18 protein-coding genes are annotated in these 17331 nt (G+C 62.4%); 13 read left to right on the top strand and 5 right to left on the bottom strand.

The window, feature by feature from the left end; translation table 11 throughout:
• The first annotated feature begins 11 nt into the window (after nt 1-11).
• The 3 genes from ON753_RS19990 to ON753_RS19980 all read left to right on the top strand — a co-directional run bounded on the left by ON753_RS19990 (nt 12) and on the right by ON753_RS19980 (nt 2204).
• A complete protein-coding gene (locus ON753_RS19990) occupies nt 12-836 on the top strand; it encodes a 4'-phosphopantetheinyl transferase family protein (protein WP_265964778.1) in 825 nt (274 codons plus the stop codon).
• An 89-nt stretch (nt 837-925) separates the two neighbouring features.
• Nucleotides 926-1486: a GbsR/MarR family transcriptional regulator gene (locus ON753_RS19985; RefSeq protein ID WP_265964776.1), complete on the top strand. Its 561-nt coding sequence runs from the start codon at nt 926-928 to the stop codon at nt 1484-1486.
• Nucleotides 1487-1556: 70 nt separating this feature from the next.
• Nucleotides 1557-2204 carry a DUF4166 domain-containing protein gene (locus tag ON753_RS19980; RefSeq protein WP_265964774.1) on the top strand — a complete coding sequence of 216 codons (648 nt, stop codon included), beginning with the start codon at nt 1557-1559 and terminating at the stop codon, nt 2202-2204.
• A gap of 289 nt (nt 2205-2493) precedes the next feature.
• Here ON753_RS19980 and ON753_RS19975 read toward each other — a convergent pair whose 3' ends face one another.
• Nucleotides 2494-2622, bottom strand: coding sequence for a hypothetical protein (locus ON753_RS19975; RefSeq protein ID WP_265964772.1), 129 nt, complete (start codon nt 2620-2622; stop codon nt 2494-2496).
• 44 nt (nt 2623-2666) lie between these two features.
• Here ON753_RS19975 and ON753_RS19970 point away from each other — a divergent pair, with 44 nt between their 5' ends.
• A complete protein-coding gene (locus ON753_RS19970; RefSeq protein WP_265964770.1) occupies nt 2667-3104 on the top strand; it encodes an EF-hand domain-containing protein in 438 nt (145 codons plus the stop codon).
• A 96-nt stretch (nt 3105-3200) separates the two neighbouring features.
• On the opposite strand, the gene ON753_RS19965 is transcribed toward ON753_RS19970, so the two are convergent.
• Both ON753_RS19965 and ON753_RS19960 read right to left on the bottom strand, forming a co-directional pair.
• On the bottom strand, nt 3201-3827 hold the full coding sequence (locus tag ON753_RS19965) for an SGNH/GDSL hydrolase family protein (RefSeq protein WP_265964769.1): 627 nt from the start codon (nt 3825-3827) through the stop codon (nt 3201-3203).
• 10 nt (nt 3828-3837) lie between these two features.
• Nucleotides 3838-4656, bottom strand: a complete 819-nt coding sequence (locus ON753_RS19960) for an IclR family transcriptional regulator domain-containing protein (protein WP_265964767.1) — start codon at nt 4654-4656, stop codon at nt 3838-3840.
• Between the two features lie 211 nt (nt 4657-4867).
• Here ON753_RS19960 and bglB point away from each other — a divergent pair, with 211 nt between their 5' ends.
• From bglB to ON753_RS19930, 6 genes are all read left to right on the top strand, one after another.
• On the top strand, nt 4868-5986 hold the full coding sequence (gene bglB / locus ON753_RS19955) for a beta-galactosidase BglB (protein ID WP_265964765.1): 1119 nt from the start codon (nt 4868-4870) through the stop codon (nt 5984-5986).
• Between the two features lie 91 nt (nt 5987-6077).
• Nucleotides 6078-7361, top strand: a complete 1284-nt coding sequence (locus ON753_RS19950; RefSeq protein ID WP_265964763.1) for an ABC transporter substrate-binding protein — start codon at nt 6078-6080, stop codon at nt 7359-7361.
• Between the two features lie 67 nt (nt 7362-7428).
• Nucleotides 7429-8322 (top strand): carbohydrate ABC transporter permease, encoded by an 894-nt coding sequence (locus ON753_RS19945; protein WP_265964762.1) that lies wholly within the window; start codon nt 7429-7431, stop codon nt 8320-8322.
• A gap of 124 nt (nt 8323-8446) precedes the next feature.
• Entirely contained in the window at nt 8447-9217 is a 771-nt protein-coding gene (locus ON753_RS19940; protein ID WP_265967214.1) for a carbohydrate ABC transporter permease, read from the top strand.
• A gap of 11 nt (nt 9218-9228) precedes the next feature.
• Nucleotides 9229-10317, top strand: a complete 1089-nt coding sequence (locus ON753_RS19935) for an ABC transporter ATP-binding protein (protein WP_265964761.1) — start codon at nt 9229-9231, stop codon at nt 10315-10317.
• A gap of 1 nt (nt 10318) precedes the next feature.
• Nucleotides 10319-11584 carry a Gfo/Idh/MocA family protein gene (locus ON753_RS19930; RefSeq protein WP_265964760.1) on the top strand — a complete coding sequence of 422 codons (1266 nt, stop codon included), beginning with the start codon at nt 10319-10321 and terminating at the stop codon, nt 11582-11584.
• A 20-nt stretch (nt 11585-11604) separates the two neighbouring features.
• Here ON753_RS19930 and ON753_RS19925 read toward each other — a convergent pair whose 3' ends face one another.
• On the bottom strand, nt 11605-12402 hold the full coding sequence (locus ON753_RS19925) for a metallophosphoesterase family protein (RefSeq protein ID WP_265967213.1): 798 nt from the start codon (nt 12400-12402) through the stop codon (nt 11605-11607).
• Nucleotides 12403-13065: 663 nt separating this feature from the next.
• Nucleotides 13066-13743, bottom strand: coding sequence for a GntR family transcriptional regulator (locus tag ON753_RS19920; protein WP_265964757.1), 678 nt, complete (start codon nt 13741-13743; stop codon nt 13066-13068).
• Between the two features lie 299 nt (nt 13744-14042).
• On the opposite strand from ON753_RS19920, the gene ON753_RS19915 reads away from it, so the two are divergent.
• The 3 genes from ON753_RS19915 (at nt 14043) to ON753_RS19905 (ending at nt 17021) form a co-directional block, all read left to right on the top strand.
• Nucleotides 14043-15002 carry a dihydrodipicolinate synthase family protein gene (locus tag ON753_RS19915; protein ID WP_265964756.1) on the top strand — a complete coding sequence of 320 codons (960 nt, stop codon included), beginning with the start codon at nt 14043-14045 and terminating at the stop codon, nt 15000-15002.
• Entirely contained in the window at nt 14993-15931 is a 939-nt protein-coding gene (locus ON753_RS19910) for a 4-hydroxyproline epimerase (protein ID WP_265964754.1), read from the top strand. The genes ON753_RS19915 and ON753_RS19910 overlap by 10 nt, the downstream gene beginning before the upstream one ends.
• Nucleotides 15932-15995: 64 nt before the next feature.
• Nucleotides 15996-17021: a trans-3-hydroxy-L-proline dehydratase gene (locus tag ON753_RS19905; protein ID WP_265964752.1), complete on the top strand. Its 1026-nt coding sequence runs from the start codon at nt 15996-15998 to the stop codon at nt 17019-17021.
• Nucleotides 17022-17331 lie beyond the last annotated feature (310 nt).

The following is a 17331-nucleotide window of genomic DNA, read 5'->3' as shown; positions in this document are numbered from 1 at the left end:
GAAGCGTAAGAGTGAACGACGAGAATGAAGGCGTTTGGATGACCTTGAGTGACAACCCGGCTGGTTTCCTGTCGCTTGGCCCGGCGGCGAACGGAAGGGCGATCATGACGCCGGACCGCGCGGCACTGTGGTGGCTTTCCCTCGACAGGATCGGGGACCGGGACTGGCAGGACCTGAAAGGTCTGCTCACGGAGGCGGAACGCGCGCGCTCCGAGAGGTTTCATTTCGAAGGCGACAGGCAGGTCTATATTGCCGCCCATGCCACCTGCCGGGGACTGCTCAGCTATTGCACGGGCCATGCACCGCTCAGCTGGGATTTTTCGGTCGAGGACCACGGCAAGCCGGAGCTGGTCTGCCCGCCGGGCGGCCCGCGCCTGCGGGTGAACATCTCGCATACCAGGGGACTGGCCGCCGCCGCCCTGACGGTGGAGCACGATATCGGTGTCGATGTGGAATGGCTGCAGCGGACCACTCCGGCGGAAAAACTCGCCGAACGGGTGTTTGCCGAACCCGAACGCAAGGTTCTCGCCGCCGCGCCGGAACAGCGGAAACTCGACACGTTCCTTACCTTCTGGACCCTGAAGGAGGCTTATGTGAAGGCCATCGGCAAGGGCCTGTCACAACCGCTCGACGCCTTCTCCTTCGACCTTGAAACCTTGCGGATCCGCTTCGACGACCGGCTGGCGGACGATCCGGAACACTGGCATTTCGAACGCTATTCCCCCGGTCCGGACCACCTCATGGCCCTCGCCATCCGCCACCCCGACCCGGCGCGCCTTGCGGTCGACGCCATGCCGGCCCCACTCGACTGGCTGCGGGATCTGGCGGGGAAGTAGGGTGCGGACACGGATTGCACCGGTTGCCTGGAAGCGTCGCCGCCCTTCAGTCGCTTGACTTTTCCTGATCCGGGTCTATTATTTCTGTCATGACAGAAATTACTGACATGTCCGACGCATCGGCAAAGGCAAAGTTCATCCTCTACTGGGGCGACATGGGCAGCCAGTGGGGCGTCAACCGGTCCGTGGCGCAGATCCATGCACTGCTGTTCCTCAGTACCGAGCCGCTCAACGCCGAACAGATCTCTTCCGAACTGGGGATCGCGCGCTCCAACGTCTCCAATTCGCTGAAGGAACTTGTCGGCTGGCGTCTCATTCAACGCGTCCCGGTCGCGGGCGATCGCCGGGAGCATTTCGTTGCCGAGACGGATGTCTGGGAAATGGCCTTGCTGATCACCAAGGGCCGCAAGGAACGCGAGATCGACCCCGCCATCCGGGCGATCGATATCTGCGTGAGCCAGGCGGAAAACGAGCCCGGTCTTCACCCCGTCGTGCTCGGTCGGATGCACGATATGCAGGAATTCCTGCAAACCGCGGACCGCTGGTCAGAACAGATGCTGAGCGTACCGAAGGCGAAGCTCGCCATGTTGATGAAGATGGGGGACAAGGTTCTGTCGCTCCTCAAGATCGGCGGCAAAAAGACGGAATAGGCGGCACCCTTTTTTGCTTAACTATTTCTCTTTCTGCAGAAATAACGGATAGTACAGTATCAGGTGCAAAATGCGACACGAACGCCCAATCCCGACCGCCCCAATTCTTCGCGATGGCCGTTTTCGTGACTTGGTCGGAGAGGCGGCATGGAACAGCCTTCCGGCGGCCGTTCAACGGCGCTTCGGCAAACGCCTGACAGGCGGAGCGAGCGTCGTCTATCAGGGCACAGTCGTCACGATGCGCATGAACCCGGCTGGATGGCTCCTTGCACAGCTTGCCCGCCTTCTGGGCGGGCCGCTGCCTTACGACATGTCCTCGGTGAACCAGCCCGCCGTCGTCTCGGTCACGGAAGATTGCGCCGGAGAAGGCCAGTTCTGGATCCGCCAGTATGGACGCGCCGCCGGATTTCCGCAGGTCATCCACAGCTCCAAGCGCTTCGCCGGCCCAACCGGCATCGAGGAGTATATCGGAGCGGGGATCGGCATGGCGCTGCGTGTCACGGCCGATCCCGACGGCCTGCTCTTTGAGAGCGATCACTACTTTATCCAACTCGGTTACCGGAAGCTGCGGTTGCCGGCCTGGTTACGGCCCGGCGCCCTGACCATTGCCCACAAGGAGCGCGGCAACGGGCGGTTTCTCTTTTCACTCACCCTCAAGAGCCGCCTGTTCGGCGAACTGGTCCACCAGGACGCGCTCTTTCACGATGTGGAGGCCTAGTCATGGATAGTTCCACGCTTTGGACCCTGGACGAAGCGAGCGCTGCCCGCAATCACCGAACATGCAATCAGATCAACTGCCTGACTGCGACGAGACCGGAAACGAACTGTGTTGCCCGGCCTGAGCTCGCCGCCGCTGTGGCTGCGGATTTCCGGCTCTCCGGCAGGGCGAACGGATGGTTTGGAACAATGCGCTTGGTCAGTCCGTTGGGAGTCCGGTTGCAGGCTGCGGAGCTTGCACTGCGCCGGAAAGCCGGCATGCGCATGCAGGCTTACTCCGTTGCGTACGGTCAGAAGGCCGTCTTCCAGCCGTATTGGCGGCGGGCCTTGGCCGCGCCGAGTTCGTCGAGGTCAAAGAAGACTTTGGCACGAACGGCCAGTGAACAAGCTTCGGCACTGCAAAAGGTGCGGCGCGTCAAATTGCCGTGCTGCAGGCAACCACAGAGACAGAAGGAGAAAGATCATGTTCAAGACTGATATCACCGCCCTTCTTGCCGGTTCGGCACTTGCGCTGTCGGTGGCGGCATCGCCTGCCGTGGCTGCCATTGATTTCAGCAACTGGGATTCCGACAGCAACGGTTCGTTGAGCAAGCAGGAATTCAACAGCGGGTTCGATAACGCCCAGGTCTTCAGCGCTTGGGACGACGATGGCGACGGCAAGCTGTCGCGCGAGGAATTCGAAGCGGCTGCCGCTGACAACCAGGATAAGATGCAGGAGCGCTTCGGAGATACCGACGTTTACGCGATCTGGGATACAGACGCTGATGGTGAAGTCTCCGAACGGGAGTTCAAAGAGAGCGCCTGGGGGGTCTACGATCCCGACGCCGACAACATCATCGAGGAGCCGGAACTCGGCGATCTTGGTGACGATATGGGCGACGAAGGCTTCTGGGACGTCTGATTCCCGAGATCTGCCAACCCGGAACGGGGCCGCGCTGCGGCCCCGTTTTTTGCGTGGCTCTGCAAGCCGGTCTTGTGCGGAGCCAGGGACTGTACCCTAGAATCGGGAAGCGATGGTGTCCGCGATGGCGATATGGGCCTCCGCGGTGAGGTGAACACCGTCCTCCGCTGAAACCGTTGCCACCGAGCCCGCGTCGAAAAAGCGCGCGCCGAATTCCTCCGCCAGGCTGGCAAAGAGAGAGGCCAGTGCCCGTGATTTCGCCGCGCCGCCTGCAAGGCTTTCGGCGGTCGGGCCGCATTCCTCGATCGGCACCGGCGCGACCACGAGCACGTCCGGGGCCCCCTTGTCCGGGCTCGCCTCGCTGCGGCGGATCTGCAGAAGCAGGCTGCGCAGCCCCTTGGCGATGTCCGGCGGGGTGAGGCCGAGAAAGGCCTTGAGGTCGTTGGTGCCGAGCATGACGATGATCAGGTCGATCGGCGCATGACTTTCGAGCGCGACCGGCAGGTGGCGCAGGCCGTTCTTGTGCGGGCCGTCGAACGGGTTGTCGTGGCAGGTCGTGCGGCCCGGCAATCCCTCTTCGATCACGTGCCAGTCCGGTCCGAGCAGCGATGCGAGCCGGCGCGGCCACCGGATATCGGGTCCGTAGCGGAACCAGCTTCCATCCGGTTTCATCGGTGACGAGCCGTAGGTGTTGGAGTCGCCGTAGCAAAGCACGGTTTTCATGGAACGCGCCTCAGGACGGTTGGCCGGGCGTGGCGCCGGCGATGCCGCCTTCATGGCCGAGCGCGGCCGAGGCTTCCTCGCCGGCCGCCTTGAGCAGGGCAATGTACTCCGCCTTCTTCGCCTCGTCGAAGCGGAAGAGCGGAAAGCCGATGGAGATCGCCGCGACGGATTTCCCCATGTGGTCGAGGATGGGTGTCGCCATGCAGCGCACCCCTGCCTCGCTCTCCTCGATCTCTTCGGAATAGCCGCGCAGACGCGTGGCCTTGAGCTGTTCGCGCAGCACATCCGGGTCGGTGATCGTGCGCGGCGCGACCTGGATGAGGTCCATCGAGGCAAGCCGTTCGCTGACCTCCGCATCGTCCCGCCACGCCAGCAGCGCCTTGCCGAGCGAGGTCGAGTGCAGCGGATTGCGCAGGCCGAGGGTCGACTGCATCGACAGGCTGTAGAAGGAATCGTACTTGTGGATATAGGTGACCTTCTGCTCGCGGTCGTCGAAGACCCCGAGATTGATCGACTCGCCCGTGGCCCGCGAGAGCTTGCCCATAACGCGGTCCGCCACCTTCAGGAGGTCGGAGCGGCCGGAGAGTGAGCGGGCGGCAAGGCTGAAGAGCTTGAGCGTCAGAGAATATTTCTCGGTCTCGGGATCCTGCACCGCGTAGCCGAGATCGATGAGCGTGTTGAGCAGCCGGTGCGCGGTGGTCTTCGACGTCATGGCCGTTTGTGCGATTTCGCCGAGGCTGGCGCTCTTTTCTTCCGCGAGGCTCTCGAAGACGGCGAACACCTTCAGAACCGCAGCCGCGTTTTCAGTTTTCGTGGTGGTATCGGACATCTTCATTGCTCTTCTTTTTCGGAACCGCATTCCGCTTTTTTTGAACGGATTTGTCAACGGTTTGATGAAAAACCCCGTAAGTCATTGCAACTGTGTGATCTTTAAAATCAGCTCGGGTCCGCAAAACGCTGTTGTCAGATGGACTGGATTGTGGTTTCATTAAAAATGGAATTTCGTTCCAAAAAAGTCAACACGGCATTTAAGGTCCGCGATGCATCCCCTGCTTCAACAAAAACAGCATCTCCTGCCGAAAGAAGGCGTTTGCGAGCTGATAGATCGGCTCACGGACAATCTCGTCAGCATTGAGGACGAGACCGGCGAGTTCCTGTTGCGGCTTGAAGACGGGCGGGTAATCGACACCAAGGGTTGGGCCGGTTGGGAATGGACCCACGGGATCGGCCTCTACGGGCTGTTCAAATACTGGCAGACAACCGGCAACGCACGGGCGAAGCAGATCGTCACCGACTGGTTCGAGGCGCGTCTCGCCGAGGGCACGCCCACCAAGAACATCAACACGGTTGCCCCCTTCCTCACTCTCGCATGCCTCTACGAGTGCGACCCGGACCCGGTCTGGCGCACCTGTCTGGAACGGTGGGCGGAATGGGTGATGTACGAAATGCCGCGCACCGCCGAGGGCGGGCTGCAGCACATCGTCTACAACAACGTCAACGACCAGCAGATGTGGGACGACACGCTCATGATGAGCGTCATGCCGCTGGCAAAGATCGGGCTGGTTCTCGACCGCCCCGAGTTCGTCGAGGAAGCCAAATACCAGTTCCTTATCCACGCGCAGTATCTCGCCGATACACGGACGGGCCTGTGGTTCCACGGCTGGACCTTCGACGGCAATCACAATTTCGCCCGGGCGCTGTGGGCGCGCGGCAACAGTTGGATCACCATTGCGATCCCCGAGTTTGTCGACCTGCTCGATCTCAAGGAGGGCGATCCGCTGCGCCGTCACCTTCTGTCGTTGTTGTCGCGGCAGGCGGCGGCGCTCAAGGAGATGCAGGATCCGTCCGGGCTGTGGCACACGCTGGTCGACGATCCGGACAGCTATCTGGAAGCCTCGGCAACGGCGGGCTTTGCCTATGGTCTGCTCAAGGCCGTGCGTAAACGCTATCTGCCGCCGGACTACCTGCCCGTGGCCGAGCGCGGGGTCAAAGGCGTGATCGACAACATCAACGAGGACGGTGAACTGCTGCAGGTCTCCTTCGGCACCGCCATGGGCCACGACCTCGATTTCTACCGCAATATCGCTCTCACCTCGATGCCCTACGGACAGGCGATGGCGATGCTGTGCCTGAGCGAATTTCTGTTGACCTACATCTGAGCGCGCTTGCTCGGGTGAACCCGCTATCGGGACGCACCAGGCCATGGAGGATGGCGACGGCGGTCCGACTGAATAAAGAGGAGGAAATCACATGAGAATCACACGTCGGCATCTGCTCGCATCGATCGGGGGCGCGAGCGCATTGGCAGCGCTTCCCGGCCTCCCGGCCTTCGCGCAGGAGCGCACGATTCGGCACTTCTGGTGGGGCAATCCCACGCGCGACAAGAACACGTTCGCCGTGATCGACCTGTTCCAGAAAGCCCATCCGGACATCAAGGTGTCCGGCGAGACCATCGGCTGGGGCGACTATTGGACCAAGATGGCTACGCAGACGGCGGGCGGCAACATGGCCGACGTGATCCAGATGGCGCATACCTTCATCCATGAATATGTCGGCCGCGGCGCGATCAAGCCGCTGGACGAATATGTCGGCAACGGGATCAGCCTCGATCACTACGACGACGGCGCCAATGAGGTCGGCACGATCGACGGCCAGCTCTACGGCATCAATATCGGCTCCACGACGCAGGCCATCCCCTACAACATCAAGGCCTTCGAGGACGCCGGCGTCACGGCGGACCTGCTCGGCTGGACAACCGAGGATTTTGCCGACGCCTGCGCGAAGATCACCGAAGCCTCGGGCGGCGCGATGCGCGGTTCCGAAGACCTCTCGCTCTATATCGAGAATCTCGAGGTCTGGGTGCGCTCGACCGGGCGCGATCTGTACGCGCCGGACGGCGGCCTGGAAATGACCGAGGAGGACGTGCGGTCCTATTGGGAATTCTGGGGCGGGCTGCGTGACGACGGAATTGTCGAAGGCAAGGACGCCACGGTGATCCTGGACAAGGGCATGGCGGAACTCGGCATCACCAGGGGCACCACGGCAATGACCTTCCGCTACGCCAACCAGGTCGGCGCGGTGCAGAGCCTGATGACCGATCCCGTGGGCGCGGCAATGGTTCCGCAGCGCCCGGGCACGAGCAACGGCCACTACGTGCTGCCATCGATGTTCCTGTGCCTCACCCGTGATGCCAAGGACATCGACGCGGCTGCGGCTTACATCGACTACTGGATCTCCAACCCGGATGCGCTCAAGGCGCTGGGCATAGACCGCGGCATCCCGCCGAGCCAGCTCGGCCGTGATGCCATCGCGCCGACCCTGTCGGAAGTGGACCAGAACGTCGTCGCGTTCTTCGGCGGCATCCAGGACAAGGTCGGACCCGTGCCGAATGCCACCCCGAAGGGAGCGGGTGAGGTGCGCGACGCCTTCATGCGCACCGGCACGGAAGTGGTTCTCGGCAACATGCCCGCAGACGAAGCCGCAGGCCGGTTCATCCAGGATGCAGAGGCTATCCTGATCCGCGCAAATCGCTAACTCCTCCCCCGGCTCTTGCGCAATTCGCGCAGGAGCCGGTTTTTTTACCTACAAGGCAGCGATCGCAATGCGCCGATTCATACGCAGAAACGCGGCGGGATATTTCTTCCTGTCGCCCTGGCTGCTCGGGTTCGGGCTCCTCGCCCTCGGGCCGATCCTCGCGTCGCTCTATCTGAGTTTTACCCGCTACGACATGGTCTCCGCGCCAGTCTGGGACGGGCTCGGCAACTATCACTATATGCTGGAGTACGACCGCCGCTTCTGGAAGGCGCTGGAGGTCACGTTCACCTTCGTCGCCCTGTCGGTGCCGCTGCGGCTCGCCATGGCGCTCGGGGTGGCGATGCTGCTTGACAAGGGCCTGCGCACGATCGGGCTTTACCGGGCCATTTTCTACCTGCCGTCGCTGTTGGGCGCATCCATCGCCATCGCGCTCCTGTGGCGCGAGATGTTCGGCATCGATGGCGTGGTCAATCAGGTGCTTGCCGTCTTCGGGATTGAGGGCAAGGGCTGGATCACCGATCCCGACACGTCGCTCTACACCATCGTCGTTCTGGCCATGTGGCAGTTCGGTTCACCGATGCTGATCTTTCTCGCAGGCCTGCGCGGCATCCCGCGCGATCTGTATGAGGCGGCGGAAATCGACGGCACGTCAAAGTGGCGGCAGTTCTGGCGCATCACGCTGCCGATGCTGGCGCCGGTGGTTTTCTTCAATCTCGTGCTTCAGACCATCGAGGCGTTCAAGACCTTCACGTCAGCCTTCATCATTTCCAACGGAACCGGCGCGCCGGCCGACAGCCTGCTGTTCTACACCGTCTATCTGTTCAACGAGGCCTTCAAGTTCTTCCGGATGGGCTACGCCTCGGCACTCGCCTGGGTGCTGCTGATCATCATTGCGGCCTTCACCGCGCTGGCCTTCGCGACCTCGAAATACTGGGTGCACTATGAAAATGAACGCGATTGACCAGGCGGCGGTCCTGGTGGACCCGGACGCCCGCCTCGCGCATGAAATCAAGCAGCGTCAGATCAGCCGGGACAAGCGCGCGCGCCTGTTCAAGCACGCCTTCCTGATCGTGCTGTCCTTCGTGATGCTCTATCCGCTGATCTGGCTCTTTGCGTCGTCGCTGAAGCCGGAGAATGAAATCTTCGGCAGCCTCGATCTCTGGCCCTCGAAGGTCGACTGGTCGAACTACACGGAGGGCTGGAACGCGCTGCCGGTCTCCTTCACGGTTTTCTACAAGAACTCCGCCATCGTGACGGTCCTGTCGGTGATCGGAAACCTGCTGTCCTGCTCCTTTGCCGCCTATGCCTTCGCGCGGCTCAAGTTCAACGGGCGGACCTTCCTGTTCGCCCTGATGATGATGACGATGATGCTGCCCTACCACGTCGTGCTCATCCCCCAGTATGTGCTCTTCCTGAACCTTGGCTGGGTGGACACCTACCTGCCACTCATCGTGCCGCGCTTCCTGGCCGCGGACGGGTTCTTCATCTTCCTGATGGTGCAGTTTTTCCGCCAGATCCCGCGCGAACTCGACGAGGCGGCGATGATCGACGGCTGCTCGCCGTTCAAGATCTACTGGGCGATCATCCTGCCGCTGTCGCTTCCGGCCATGGGCACGGCCGCCATCTTTTCGCTGATCTGGGTGTGGGAGGACTTCCTTGCCCCGCTCATCTACCTCAACGACATCAACAGCTACACCGTGCCGCTCGCCCTGCGTCTCTTCGTCGATCAGGAGGGTCAATCGGCCTTCGGTCAGATGTTCGCGATGTCCGTGCTTTCCCTCGTGCCGGTGTTGATTTTCTTCGTCGCCTTCCAGAAGCTGATCATTCGCGGCATCGCCACTTCGGGTATGAAATAAGGAGTTGAAGCATGGCTGGTCTGTCGCTTCGCAATGTCGGAAAGTCCTACGGGGCCGTGGAAATCATCAAGAGGCTGAACCTCGAAATCCGCGACGGCGAGTTTCTCGTGCTCGTCGGGCCTTCGGGCTGCGGCAAGTCCACGCTCCTGCGCATGATCGCGGGGCTCGAGGAGATTACCGACGGAACGATTTCGATCGACGGCAAGGTGGTGAACGACCTGCCCGCCTCCAAGCGGAACCTGTCGATGGTCTTCCAGTCCTACGCGCTCTATCCGCATATGTCGGTGCGCAAGAATCTCGCATTCGGGCTGCAGAACCTGTCGATGCCGAAAGCCGAGATCCTGAGGCGAGTCGACGAGGTCGCGCGTATCCTCCAGATCGAGCCGCTGCTCGACCGCAAGCCGCGCCAGCTTTCCGGCGGTCAGAAGCAGCGGGTGGCGATCGGCCGGTCCATCGTGCGCGAGCCGGGCTTGTTTCTCTTTGACGAGCCACTGTCGAATCTCGACGCGGAGTTGCGCGTGCAGATGCGCGTCGAACTCGCCGCTCTCTACGGCCGGCTCGAGACGACGATGATCTACGTCACCCATGACCAGATCGAGGCGATGACGCTCGCCAGCCGTATCGTCGTCCTGCGGGCCGGCAAGATCGAGCAGGTGGGCACGCCCGAGGAGCTCTACACGCGGCCCGCCAACCTGTTTGTCGCCGGTTTCATCGGCTCGCCCAAGATCAACATGCTCAAGGCAACCGTCGAGGACGCCGCCGGTGCCCGCACGGCAAAGCTGGCGGACTTCCCGGACTTTTCCCTGCCGGACATCGCTACCGCAGATGCGGACCTGACGCTCTGCGTCCGGCCGGAAGCCATCCATCTCGGGGGTGGGGATATCAAGACCGAAGGCACCATCCGCCTCGTCGAGTACCTCGGCGCGGAACGGCTCGTGCACATCGAACTGCCGTCGGGCCAGCGCCTGCTGTTCCACGCGACTGGCGCGCAGAACCATCGGGCCGGGGAAAAGGTGACGGTGGGGCTGAACCTCAAGGATATCCATTTCTTCGACGCGCTCGGCGAGCGGGTCGTACCGGCTTACCAGAAGGTGGCGTGAGATGCGGGTCGCCATCGTCGGCTGCGGCTCGCGCCACCAGATGTACCGCAATGCCCTGACCGGCCCCTATGCCCACCTGCATGATCTGGTGGCCCTTTGCGACACGAACGCCGTCCGTCTCGCGCTTTCCCTGGAGGCGGCCGGAGGAAAAGGGGTGAGGGGGTATGACGCGGCGGAGTACGGCCGCATGCTGGCCGAACGGGAACCGGACACCGTCATCGTCTGCACGCCGGATTTCACCCACGCCGACTACATCGTGACCGCCCTGGAGGCAGGCTGCAACGTGATCTGCGAAAAGCCCCTGGCAACGACCGCCGCGCAACTCCAACGTATTCTCGAGGCGCAGGTAAGGACGCAAAAGAAGGTCACCGTAACCTTCAATTACCGCTACACGCCCGCCCGCACCCAGATCAAGGAGATGCTTTCCTTGGGGGCGATCGGCGAGGTAACGGCGGTCATGTTCCGCTGGTCGCTCGACCGCGTGCACGGCGGCGACTATTTCCGGCGTTGGCATCGGCAAAAGGACAATTCCGGCGGGCTGCTGGTCCATAAGTCGAGCCATCATTTCGACCTTCTCAACTGGTGGCTCGACAGCCACGCGGTCGACGTCACGGCCACCACGCGCCGGGTCTTCTACACACCCGAAGCTGCCAGGTCACTTGGGCTTGAGGGGCACGGCGACCGCTGCGCCGCGTGTCCGGTTATCGATCGGTGCGACTTTGCCCTGCGCCTGGACGAGGACGAGAACCTGCGCCGCCTCTACAAGGACGCCGAAGACGCGGACGGCTATTTCCGCGACCGTTGCGTCTTTGACCCCGAAATCGGCATCGAGGACACCTACCTTGCCCATATCCGCTACGCGTCCGGAGCCGTCTGCAACTATTCACTGGTGGCCTACGCTCCCTGGGAAGGATTTGAAGTCACGTTCGTGGGCACCGAGGGCGAACTGACGCACCGCCATGTCGAAGTGCACGGTATCTTCGGCGGTACACGCCCGGCTGGCGAGCGCGAGTCGATGACTACCACCCTGCACCGGGCGGGCTACCCCGCCGAGGTGGTCGAGGTCGCCAGCGGCGACGGCGATCACGGCGGCGGCGACCCGCTGATTCTCGCCGACCTCTTCGCACGCGAAAAGGCGCCGGATCCCCTGGGCCGGAGCGCCGATCACAGGGCGGGCATGTTTTCGATCCTGACCGGGCTCGCGGCCGAAAGATCCGCAGCCTCGGGAAAGACGACACGTGTGACCTTTGACGGACTTTCCGAGTAACGGCCGGGACTGGTCAAGATTCACTCCGGCAGAACATCCCGCAGGTAGTGGGCCATCCCCTTGTTCTGGTCCCACTGGCGCGGGTAGCCGAGCGAGACTTCTTCGAAGCGCGAGCCGTCGCGCCAGTCGGTCCGGCGCGTATGGAGATGGCCGGAGATGACCACTCTGGCGTTGAAGCGCCGGTGCCAGTCTTCCGTTCGCCTGGTTCCGCACCAGGGCGTGAACCGCGGCGCTCTTGGAATATGGATGAGGTCGCGGCGCAAGGGATAGTGATTGACGAGAATGGTCGGCAGGCCGTCGGGGATTTCCTCCAGCCTGCGTTCGGTTTCCTCGCAGCGGCGCGCGCACCAGTCCTCGCGGCTTTCAAAGGGCGCGTGGTTCAGGAACAGTTCGTCCGCGCAGACGGCGCCTTCCTCCCGCGCCCAGTCGACCACCTCGTCCCGCCCGATATGGTCCGGCCGGAAACTGTAGTCGTAGAGCAGGAAGAGCGGCGCGATCACAAGCGGCCCGCCGGACCCTTCCCACGTCTCGAAAGGGTCTTCCGGCGTAAGGACACCGTAGTCGCGCGCGCAGTCGACCAGCGCGCGGTAGCGGGCCTCCCCGGCCAGTGCGGGTCCGTCGTTCCTGTCCGGAATCGCCCAAAGGTCATGATTGCCGGGAACCCAGAACACCTTCGCGAATTTTCGCGTCAACGTTTCGAAGGCAAGGCGGACATGCTCGAACTTCTCGGCAATGTCGCCCGCAACGATCAGCCAGTCCTCATCATGGGACGGCAGGTCCTGGAGCGCTTCGCGGTTGGGTTCGCTGGCGAGGTGCAGGTCGCTGATGGCCTTTATGGTGTTGGCCTTTATGGTGCTGGATTGCGGGATCTGCGCCTCCTTCCATTAACGATGTGCCGGGAGCAAACACTTTCCGCATAGGCGGAGCATTGTCCACCCTGAACTGTTGCCTTCGCGGTCCTGTTCCGGCCTGACGCCCATAGCCGCCCTGTGAGGCCACGATGCAATGTAGAACTACGTAGGTCATCTGCGCCACATCCGTTTTTCGCCCGACGGCGCATCCGTCAGGGTTGCGCCCGTGACCGATTTCGCGTGACCGCGCCGAGATCTTTGTCGTGATTTTTGGCGGTTGATCAGAAAATGTCCGCTTCGCCGAGGTCAGTTAAACCTACATTTGTTACAGTGGGTGTAGGGATATACTGACGAATACAGAAGTATTTGGCCACCTGTCAATGAAGTGATTGTGGTTATACGTTGTTATGTTCCGGGGTCGGGTCGTCAGCAACGAACCGACATCGTTAAAGCGAAGAAATTACTCTCGGGTACATGATGAGAGTTCTTAAGTATTCGACCGGATTACAACTGAGGCGGGAAAATGTCATTTATCAAATCGCAAAACAATACAACTGTGCAGACAACCCCATCCCACTCAAAACCCGCCCGCATGAATTTCCGGGCGGGTTTATTTTTTGAGCGAAGGGCTTATCGGATCTCGCGGTCTTCACATGGAACGAGGTGTTCCATGAGGGACGTTTTTGCACCCAGGATATGGTCTCTGGTCAGTCTTGCCGCCAGGTCGGCATCGCCCTTTTCGCAGGCCTCCAGAATGGCAAAATGCTCCCGGCCCGCGCGTTCCATGCCGTTGCTCATCACAAGCTGCGCCCGGATCTGGCGCTCCACCCGGTCGATGGCATTGTCGGCGATTTCCATGAAGAATTTAAGCGTGCTGGAGCTGTAGAGCGTTTCGTGAAAATCACGGTTGAGATCGCCCCATGTCATCGGGTCGGGCGAGGCGGAAAAAGCCGCGCATTTCTCCCGTGCCTTCTCCAGTAGCTCCGCACTCATGTTGGGCACCGCATTGCGGATGATTTCCGGTTCGATCAGCGCGCGCAGATCGAAAATCTCCTGCGTTTGCTGCGGCGACAGTCCGGCGACCACCGCGCCCTTGTAGCGCTGCGTCCTGACGAGGCCCTGTTCTTCCAGACGGGAAATCGCTTCCCGGACGGGAATGCGGCTGGTGTTGAAAAGACGGGCGATCTCGTCCTGCCGAAGCGGTTCGCCTTCTTCTATCCGTCCTTCAATAATGGCCTTCCGCAAGGCATCGAACACGATCGACGAGGCTGACGCCGTCGCGGAAATGTCCATTGCTTGCAGTTTCATGGCACCGTCTCTCCTTGAGCCATCTTTTAAGGCAAGGTTTGCCGCGGGTGAAGGAAAATCTGATTTTCGAATATTCTATATTGAATATTGGATCCAAAATTGTTTATCTGTTTTCTGAATTCGTGTCGGCGATGCGTGTGAAGGAGAAGTGTGCAGGGTGGCAGCCGGGTCAGCAACGGCCGGAAGCCGCCGCGGATATCCGCCTGCCCGGGCCACGCCGCGCGATGTTGTCTGACCGCCAGCCATGTGTTCCAGTGCTTGCCACGGGAGACATCTCGCCAGATCCTGAAGGAGTGAACATGTCCTCAAATGTCTTTTCCGGTTGCATGCCGGCCCTGATGACCCCCTGCAAGGCGGACCGTGCGCCGGATTTCGATGCGCTCGTGAAGAAGGGCCGGGAGCTGATCTCTGCCGGGATGTCCGCCGTCGTCTATTGCGGGTCCATGGGCGACTGGCCGCTGCTGACCGACGGACAGCGCATGGAGGGCGTGGAGCGCCTGGTGAAGGCGGGCGTGCCGGTCGTGGTCGGCACCGGGGCGGTGAACACGAAAATCGCCGCCGCGCATGCGGCGCATGCGGCAAAGGTGGGCGCACGCGGCCTCATGGTCATTCCCCGGGTCCTGTCGCGCGGTGGTTCCGTCACCGCGCAGCGCCATCATTTCAGCGCCGTTCTGGCCGCGGCCCCCGAACTTCCGGCGGTCATCTACAACAGCCCCTACTACGGCTTCGCGACCCGCGCGGATCTGTTCTTCGAGCTGCGCGGGAAATTTCCGAACCTGGTCGGCTTCAAGGAATTCGGCGGCTTTGACGATCTGCGCTATGCGGCAGAGAACATCACCTCCAGGGACGATCAGGTGACGCTCATGGTCGGTGTCGATACCGCCGTCTATCACGGCTTCGTCAATTGCGGCGCAACGGGTGCCATCACCGGCATCGGCAACGCCCTTCCCAAGGAGGTCCTTCACCTCGTCGCGCTCAGCCGGAAGGCGGCTGAAGGACACGCAGAGGCACGGCAGCGCGCGAAGGAACTGGACGAGGCGCTTGGTGTGCTCTCCAGCTTTGACGAAGGGCCGGATCTGGTGCTCTACTACAAGCACCTGATGGTGCTGAACGGCGAGGAGGAATACCGTCTCCACTTCAACGAGACCGATGCCCTGACGGACGCGCAGCGGGGCTATGCCGAAAGCCAGTACAAGCTCTTCAGGACCTGGTACCACAACTGGTCGAAACACGGTGGAGTGATTGCCGAATGCGCGTGATCGACAGCCATACGGCGGGGGAGCCGACCCGCGTCGTCGTGGACGGCGGCCCCGATCTCGGCTCCGGGCCGCTGGCCGCACGCGCGGCGCGGCTCGAGGCGGAGCATATCGACTTTTGCGCCTCAGTGGTGCTGGAGCCGCGCGGCCATGACGCCATCATCGGCGCCCTGCTGCTGCCACCCTCGCGGCCGGATTGCGCCGCGGCGGTGATCTTCTTCAACAATCTGCGCAATCTCGGCATGTGCGGCCACGCGACCATCGGCCTTGCCGTGACGCTGGCGCATATGGGCCGGATCGGGCCCGGCCAGCACAGGTTCGAAACGCCGGTGGGCATCGTCGAGGTTCGCCTCCATGAGGACGGCCACACTGCGTCGGTGGTCAACATCGAAAGCTACCGGCTGCACAAGGACGTCACGGTGGAAGTCGAGGGCCACGGCCCCGTGACGGGCGATGTCGCCTGGGGCGGCAACTGGTTTTTCCTGGTGAAAGATAGCCCGATCGCGCTGAAGGCGGCCAACATCCGCCCGCTTACCGATCTGACCCTGCGCATCCGCAAGGCGCTTGAGACGGCCGGCATCACCGGTGCCGACGGCGCGTGGATCGATCACATCGAACTGTTCGGCCCGCCGGAAGATCCGGCCGCCAACAGCCGCAACTTCGTTCTGTGCCCCGGCGGCGCCTATGACCGCTCGCCCTGCGGCACGGGCTGTTCAGCAAAACTCGCCTGCCTGGCGGCGGAGGGCGACCTGGCGCCGGGCGAGGAATGGGTCCAGGAAAGCGTCATCGGCAGCACCTACCGGATCAGCTACCGGCCGGGGGAGAACGGCGGCGTCATTCCGACCATCACCGGCCAGGCCTTCGTCACATCCGATGCCCACCTGATCTTCGATCCGGCAGACCCTTACCGGACCGGTATTCGGTCTGGCTGACGTTCGAAAGGAGAACCGGAACGACCGGCCCTTCCCTGCAACAAACGGTCCAGAGGTGTGACGCATGCGCAGCAGCAAAACCATTCACGTGATCTCCTGCCATGCGGAGGGCGAGGTCGGGGATGTGATCGTCGGCGGCGTCGCCCCGCCGCCCGGCGACAGCCTGTGGGAGCAGCGCAGCTTCATCGCCCGGGACCAGACCCTGCGCAATCTCGTCCTGAACGAGCCGCGCGGCGGTGTCTTCCGCCATGTCAATCTGCTGGTGCCGCCAAGGCACCCGGACGCGGACGCAGCTTTCATCATCATGGAGCCGGAGGATACGCCGCCCATGTCCGGCTCGAACGCGATCTGTGTGTCGACGGTGCTGCTCGACGGCGGCATCGTTGCGATGCACGAACCGGTGACGGAATTGGTGCTTGAAGCGCCGGGCGGCCTGGTGCGCGTGCGCGCCGAGTGCCGGAACGGCAAGGCCGAGCGGATCTTCGTGCAGAATGTCGCCAGTTTTGCGGACAAGCTATCGGTTCCACTGGAAGTGGAAGGCCTCGGCACCTTGAGCATCGACACCGCCTATGGCGGCGACAGTTTCGTCGTCGTCGACGCCGGCGCACTCGGATTTGCGATTGCAGAGGACGAGGCGAAGGATATCGCCCGCCTCGGCGTGCGGATCACCAATGCGGCGAATGAGCAGCTCGGCTTCTCTCATCCGGAAAACCCTGACTGGGACCATATCTCCTTCTGCGCCTTTTGCGGTCCGGTCTCGTCGACGGCCAGCGGCCTGAGCGGGCGCTCGGCGGTCGCCATTCAGCCCGGCAAGGTGGACCGGTCGCCGACCGGAACGGCGGTTTCCGCCCGGATGGCGCTGATGGCTGCGCGCGGTCAGATGAAGGTCGGCGACACGTTCGAAGCGGTCTCCATCATCGGCTCTACCTTCACCGGCCGCATCCTGTCGGAACAATCGGTCGGCGGGCGCAACGGCATCGTCCCGGAAATCAGCGGCCGCGGCTGGATCACCGGCATCCATCAGCACATGCTGGATCCCGATGACCCCTGGCCGACCGGCTACCGCCTGAGCGACACCTGGGGCGCGTGATCGGGTAGGGGGTTCAGGAGTTGTTTCGGTGGGACCATCCGCGTCATCATGACCATGCGATAGCGTGGTGAGGCGGTGGGCAGTGCCGCGCTGAAAAACCTTTGACCGGTCATCTGTGTCTATGAGAGCGCCGGGTTGCCTTGTGGTGACTTCTGCGTCCAGCCTCCTCTCCGGGTCACCCCGGGCGAACGACAGTGAGACCCAGGGCCTACTCATTTCCAGAACGCTTACAAATTGAAGCAGGAGGTCCGCCTGCAGGCGTCGTTACACGCTGCGGCAAGCGGACCAGCGAGTAGGCCCCGGCTCTGCG

The organism is Roseibium salinum (assembly GCF_026240905.1).
GTDB classification, from domain to species: Bacteria; Pseudomonadota; Alphaproteobacteria; order Rhizobiales; family Stappiaceae; genus Roseibium; species Roseibium salinum.
The sequence above is the reverse complement of the archived record's forward strand: the minus strand, read 5'-3'. Positions and strand labels throughout refer to the sequence as shown.

What these genes read in the sequence shown, in the direction of transcription:
- ON753_RS19930 (WP_265964760.1), top strand. Translation starts at nt 10,319, where the DNA reads ATGCGGGTCGCCATCGTCGGCTGCGGCTCGCGCCACCAGATGTACCGC.
- ON753_RS19965 (WP_265964769.1), bottom strand. Translation starts at nt 3,827, where the DNA reads ATGAAAACCGTGCTTTGCTACGGCGACTCCAACACCTACGGCTCGTCA.
- ON753_RS19970 (WP_265964770.1), top strand. Translation starts at nt 2,667, where the DNA reads ATGTTCAAGACTGATATCACCGCCCTTCTTGCCGGTTCGGCACTTGCG.
- ON753_RS19940 (WP_265967214.1), top strand. Translation starts at nt 8,447, where the DNA reads ATGCTCTATCCGCTGATCTGGCTCTTTGCGTCGTCGCTGAAGCCGGAG.
- ON753_RS19950 (WP_265964763.1), top strand. Translation starts at nt 6,078, where the DNA reads ATGAGAATCACACGTCGGCATCTGCTCGCATCGATCGGGGGCGCGAGC.
- ON753_RS19920 (WP_265964757.1), bottom strand. Translation starts at nt 13,743, where the DNA reads ATGAAACTGCAAGCAATGGACATTTCCGCGACGGCGTCAGCCTCGTCG.
- bglB (WP_265964765.1), top strand. Translation starts at nt 4,868, where the DNA reads ATGCATCCCCTGCTTCAACAAAAACAGCATCTCCTGCCGAAAGAAGGC.
- ON753_RS19905 (WP_265964752.1), top strand. Translation starts at nt 15,996, where the DNA reads ATGCGCAGCAGCAAAACCATTCACGTGATCTCCTGCCATGCGGAGGGC.
- ON753_RS19985 (WP_265964776.1), top strand. Translation starts at nt 926, where the DNA reads ATGACAGAAATTACTGACATGTCCGACGCATCGGCAAAGGCAAAGTTC.
- ON753_RS19910 (WP_265964754.1), top strand. Translation starts at nt 14,993, where the DNA reads ATGCGCGTGATCGACAGCCATACGGCGGGGGAGCCGACCCGCGTCGTC.
- ON753_RS19980 (WP_265964774.1), top strand. Translation starts at nt 1,557, where the DNA reads ATGCGACACGAACGCCCAATCCCGACCGCCCCAATTCTTCGCGATGGC.
- ON753_RS19945 (WP_265964762.1), top strand. Translation starts at nt 7,429, where the DNA reads ATGCGCCGATTCATACGCAGAAACGCGGCGGGATATTTCTTCCTGTCG.
- ON753_RS19960 (WP_265964767.1), bottom strand. Translation starts at nt 4,656, where the DNA reads ATGTCCGATACCACCACGAAAACTGAAAACGCGGCTGCGGTTCTGAAG.
- ON753_RS19915 (WP_265964756.1), top strand. Translation starts at nt 14,043, where the DNA reads ATGTCCTCAAATGTCTTTTCCGGTTGCATGCCGGCCCTGATGACCCCC.
- ON753_RS19935 (WP_265964761.1), top strand. Translation starts at nt 9,229, where the DNA reads ATGGCTGGTCTGTCGCTTCGCAATGTCGGAAAGTCCTACGGGGCCGTG.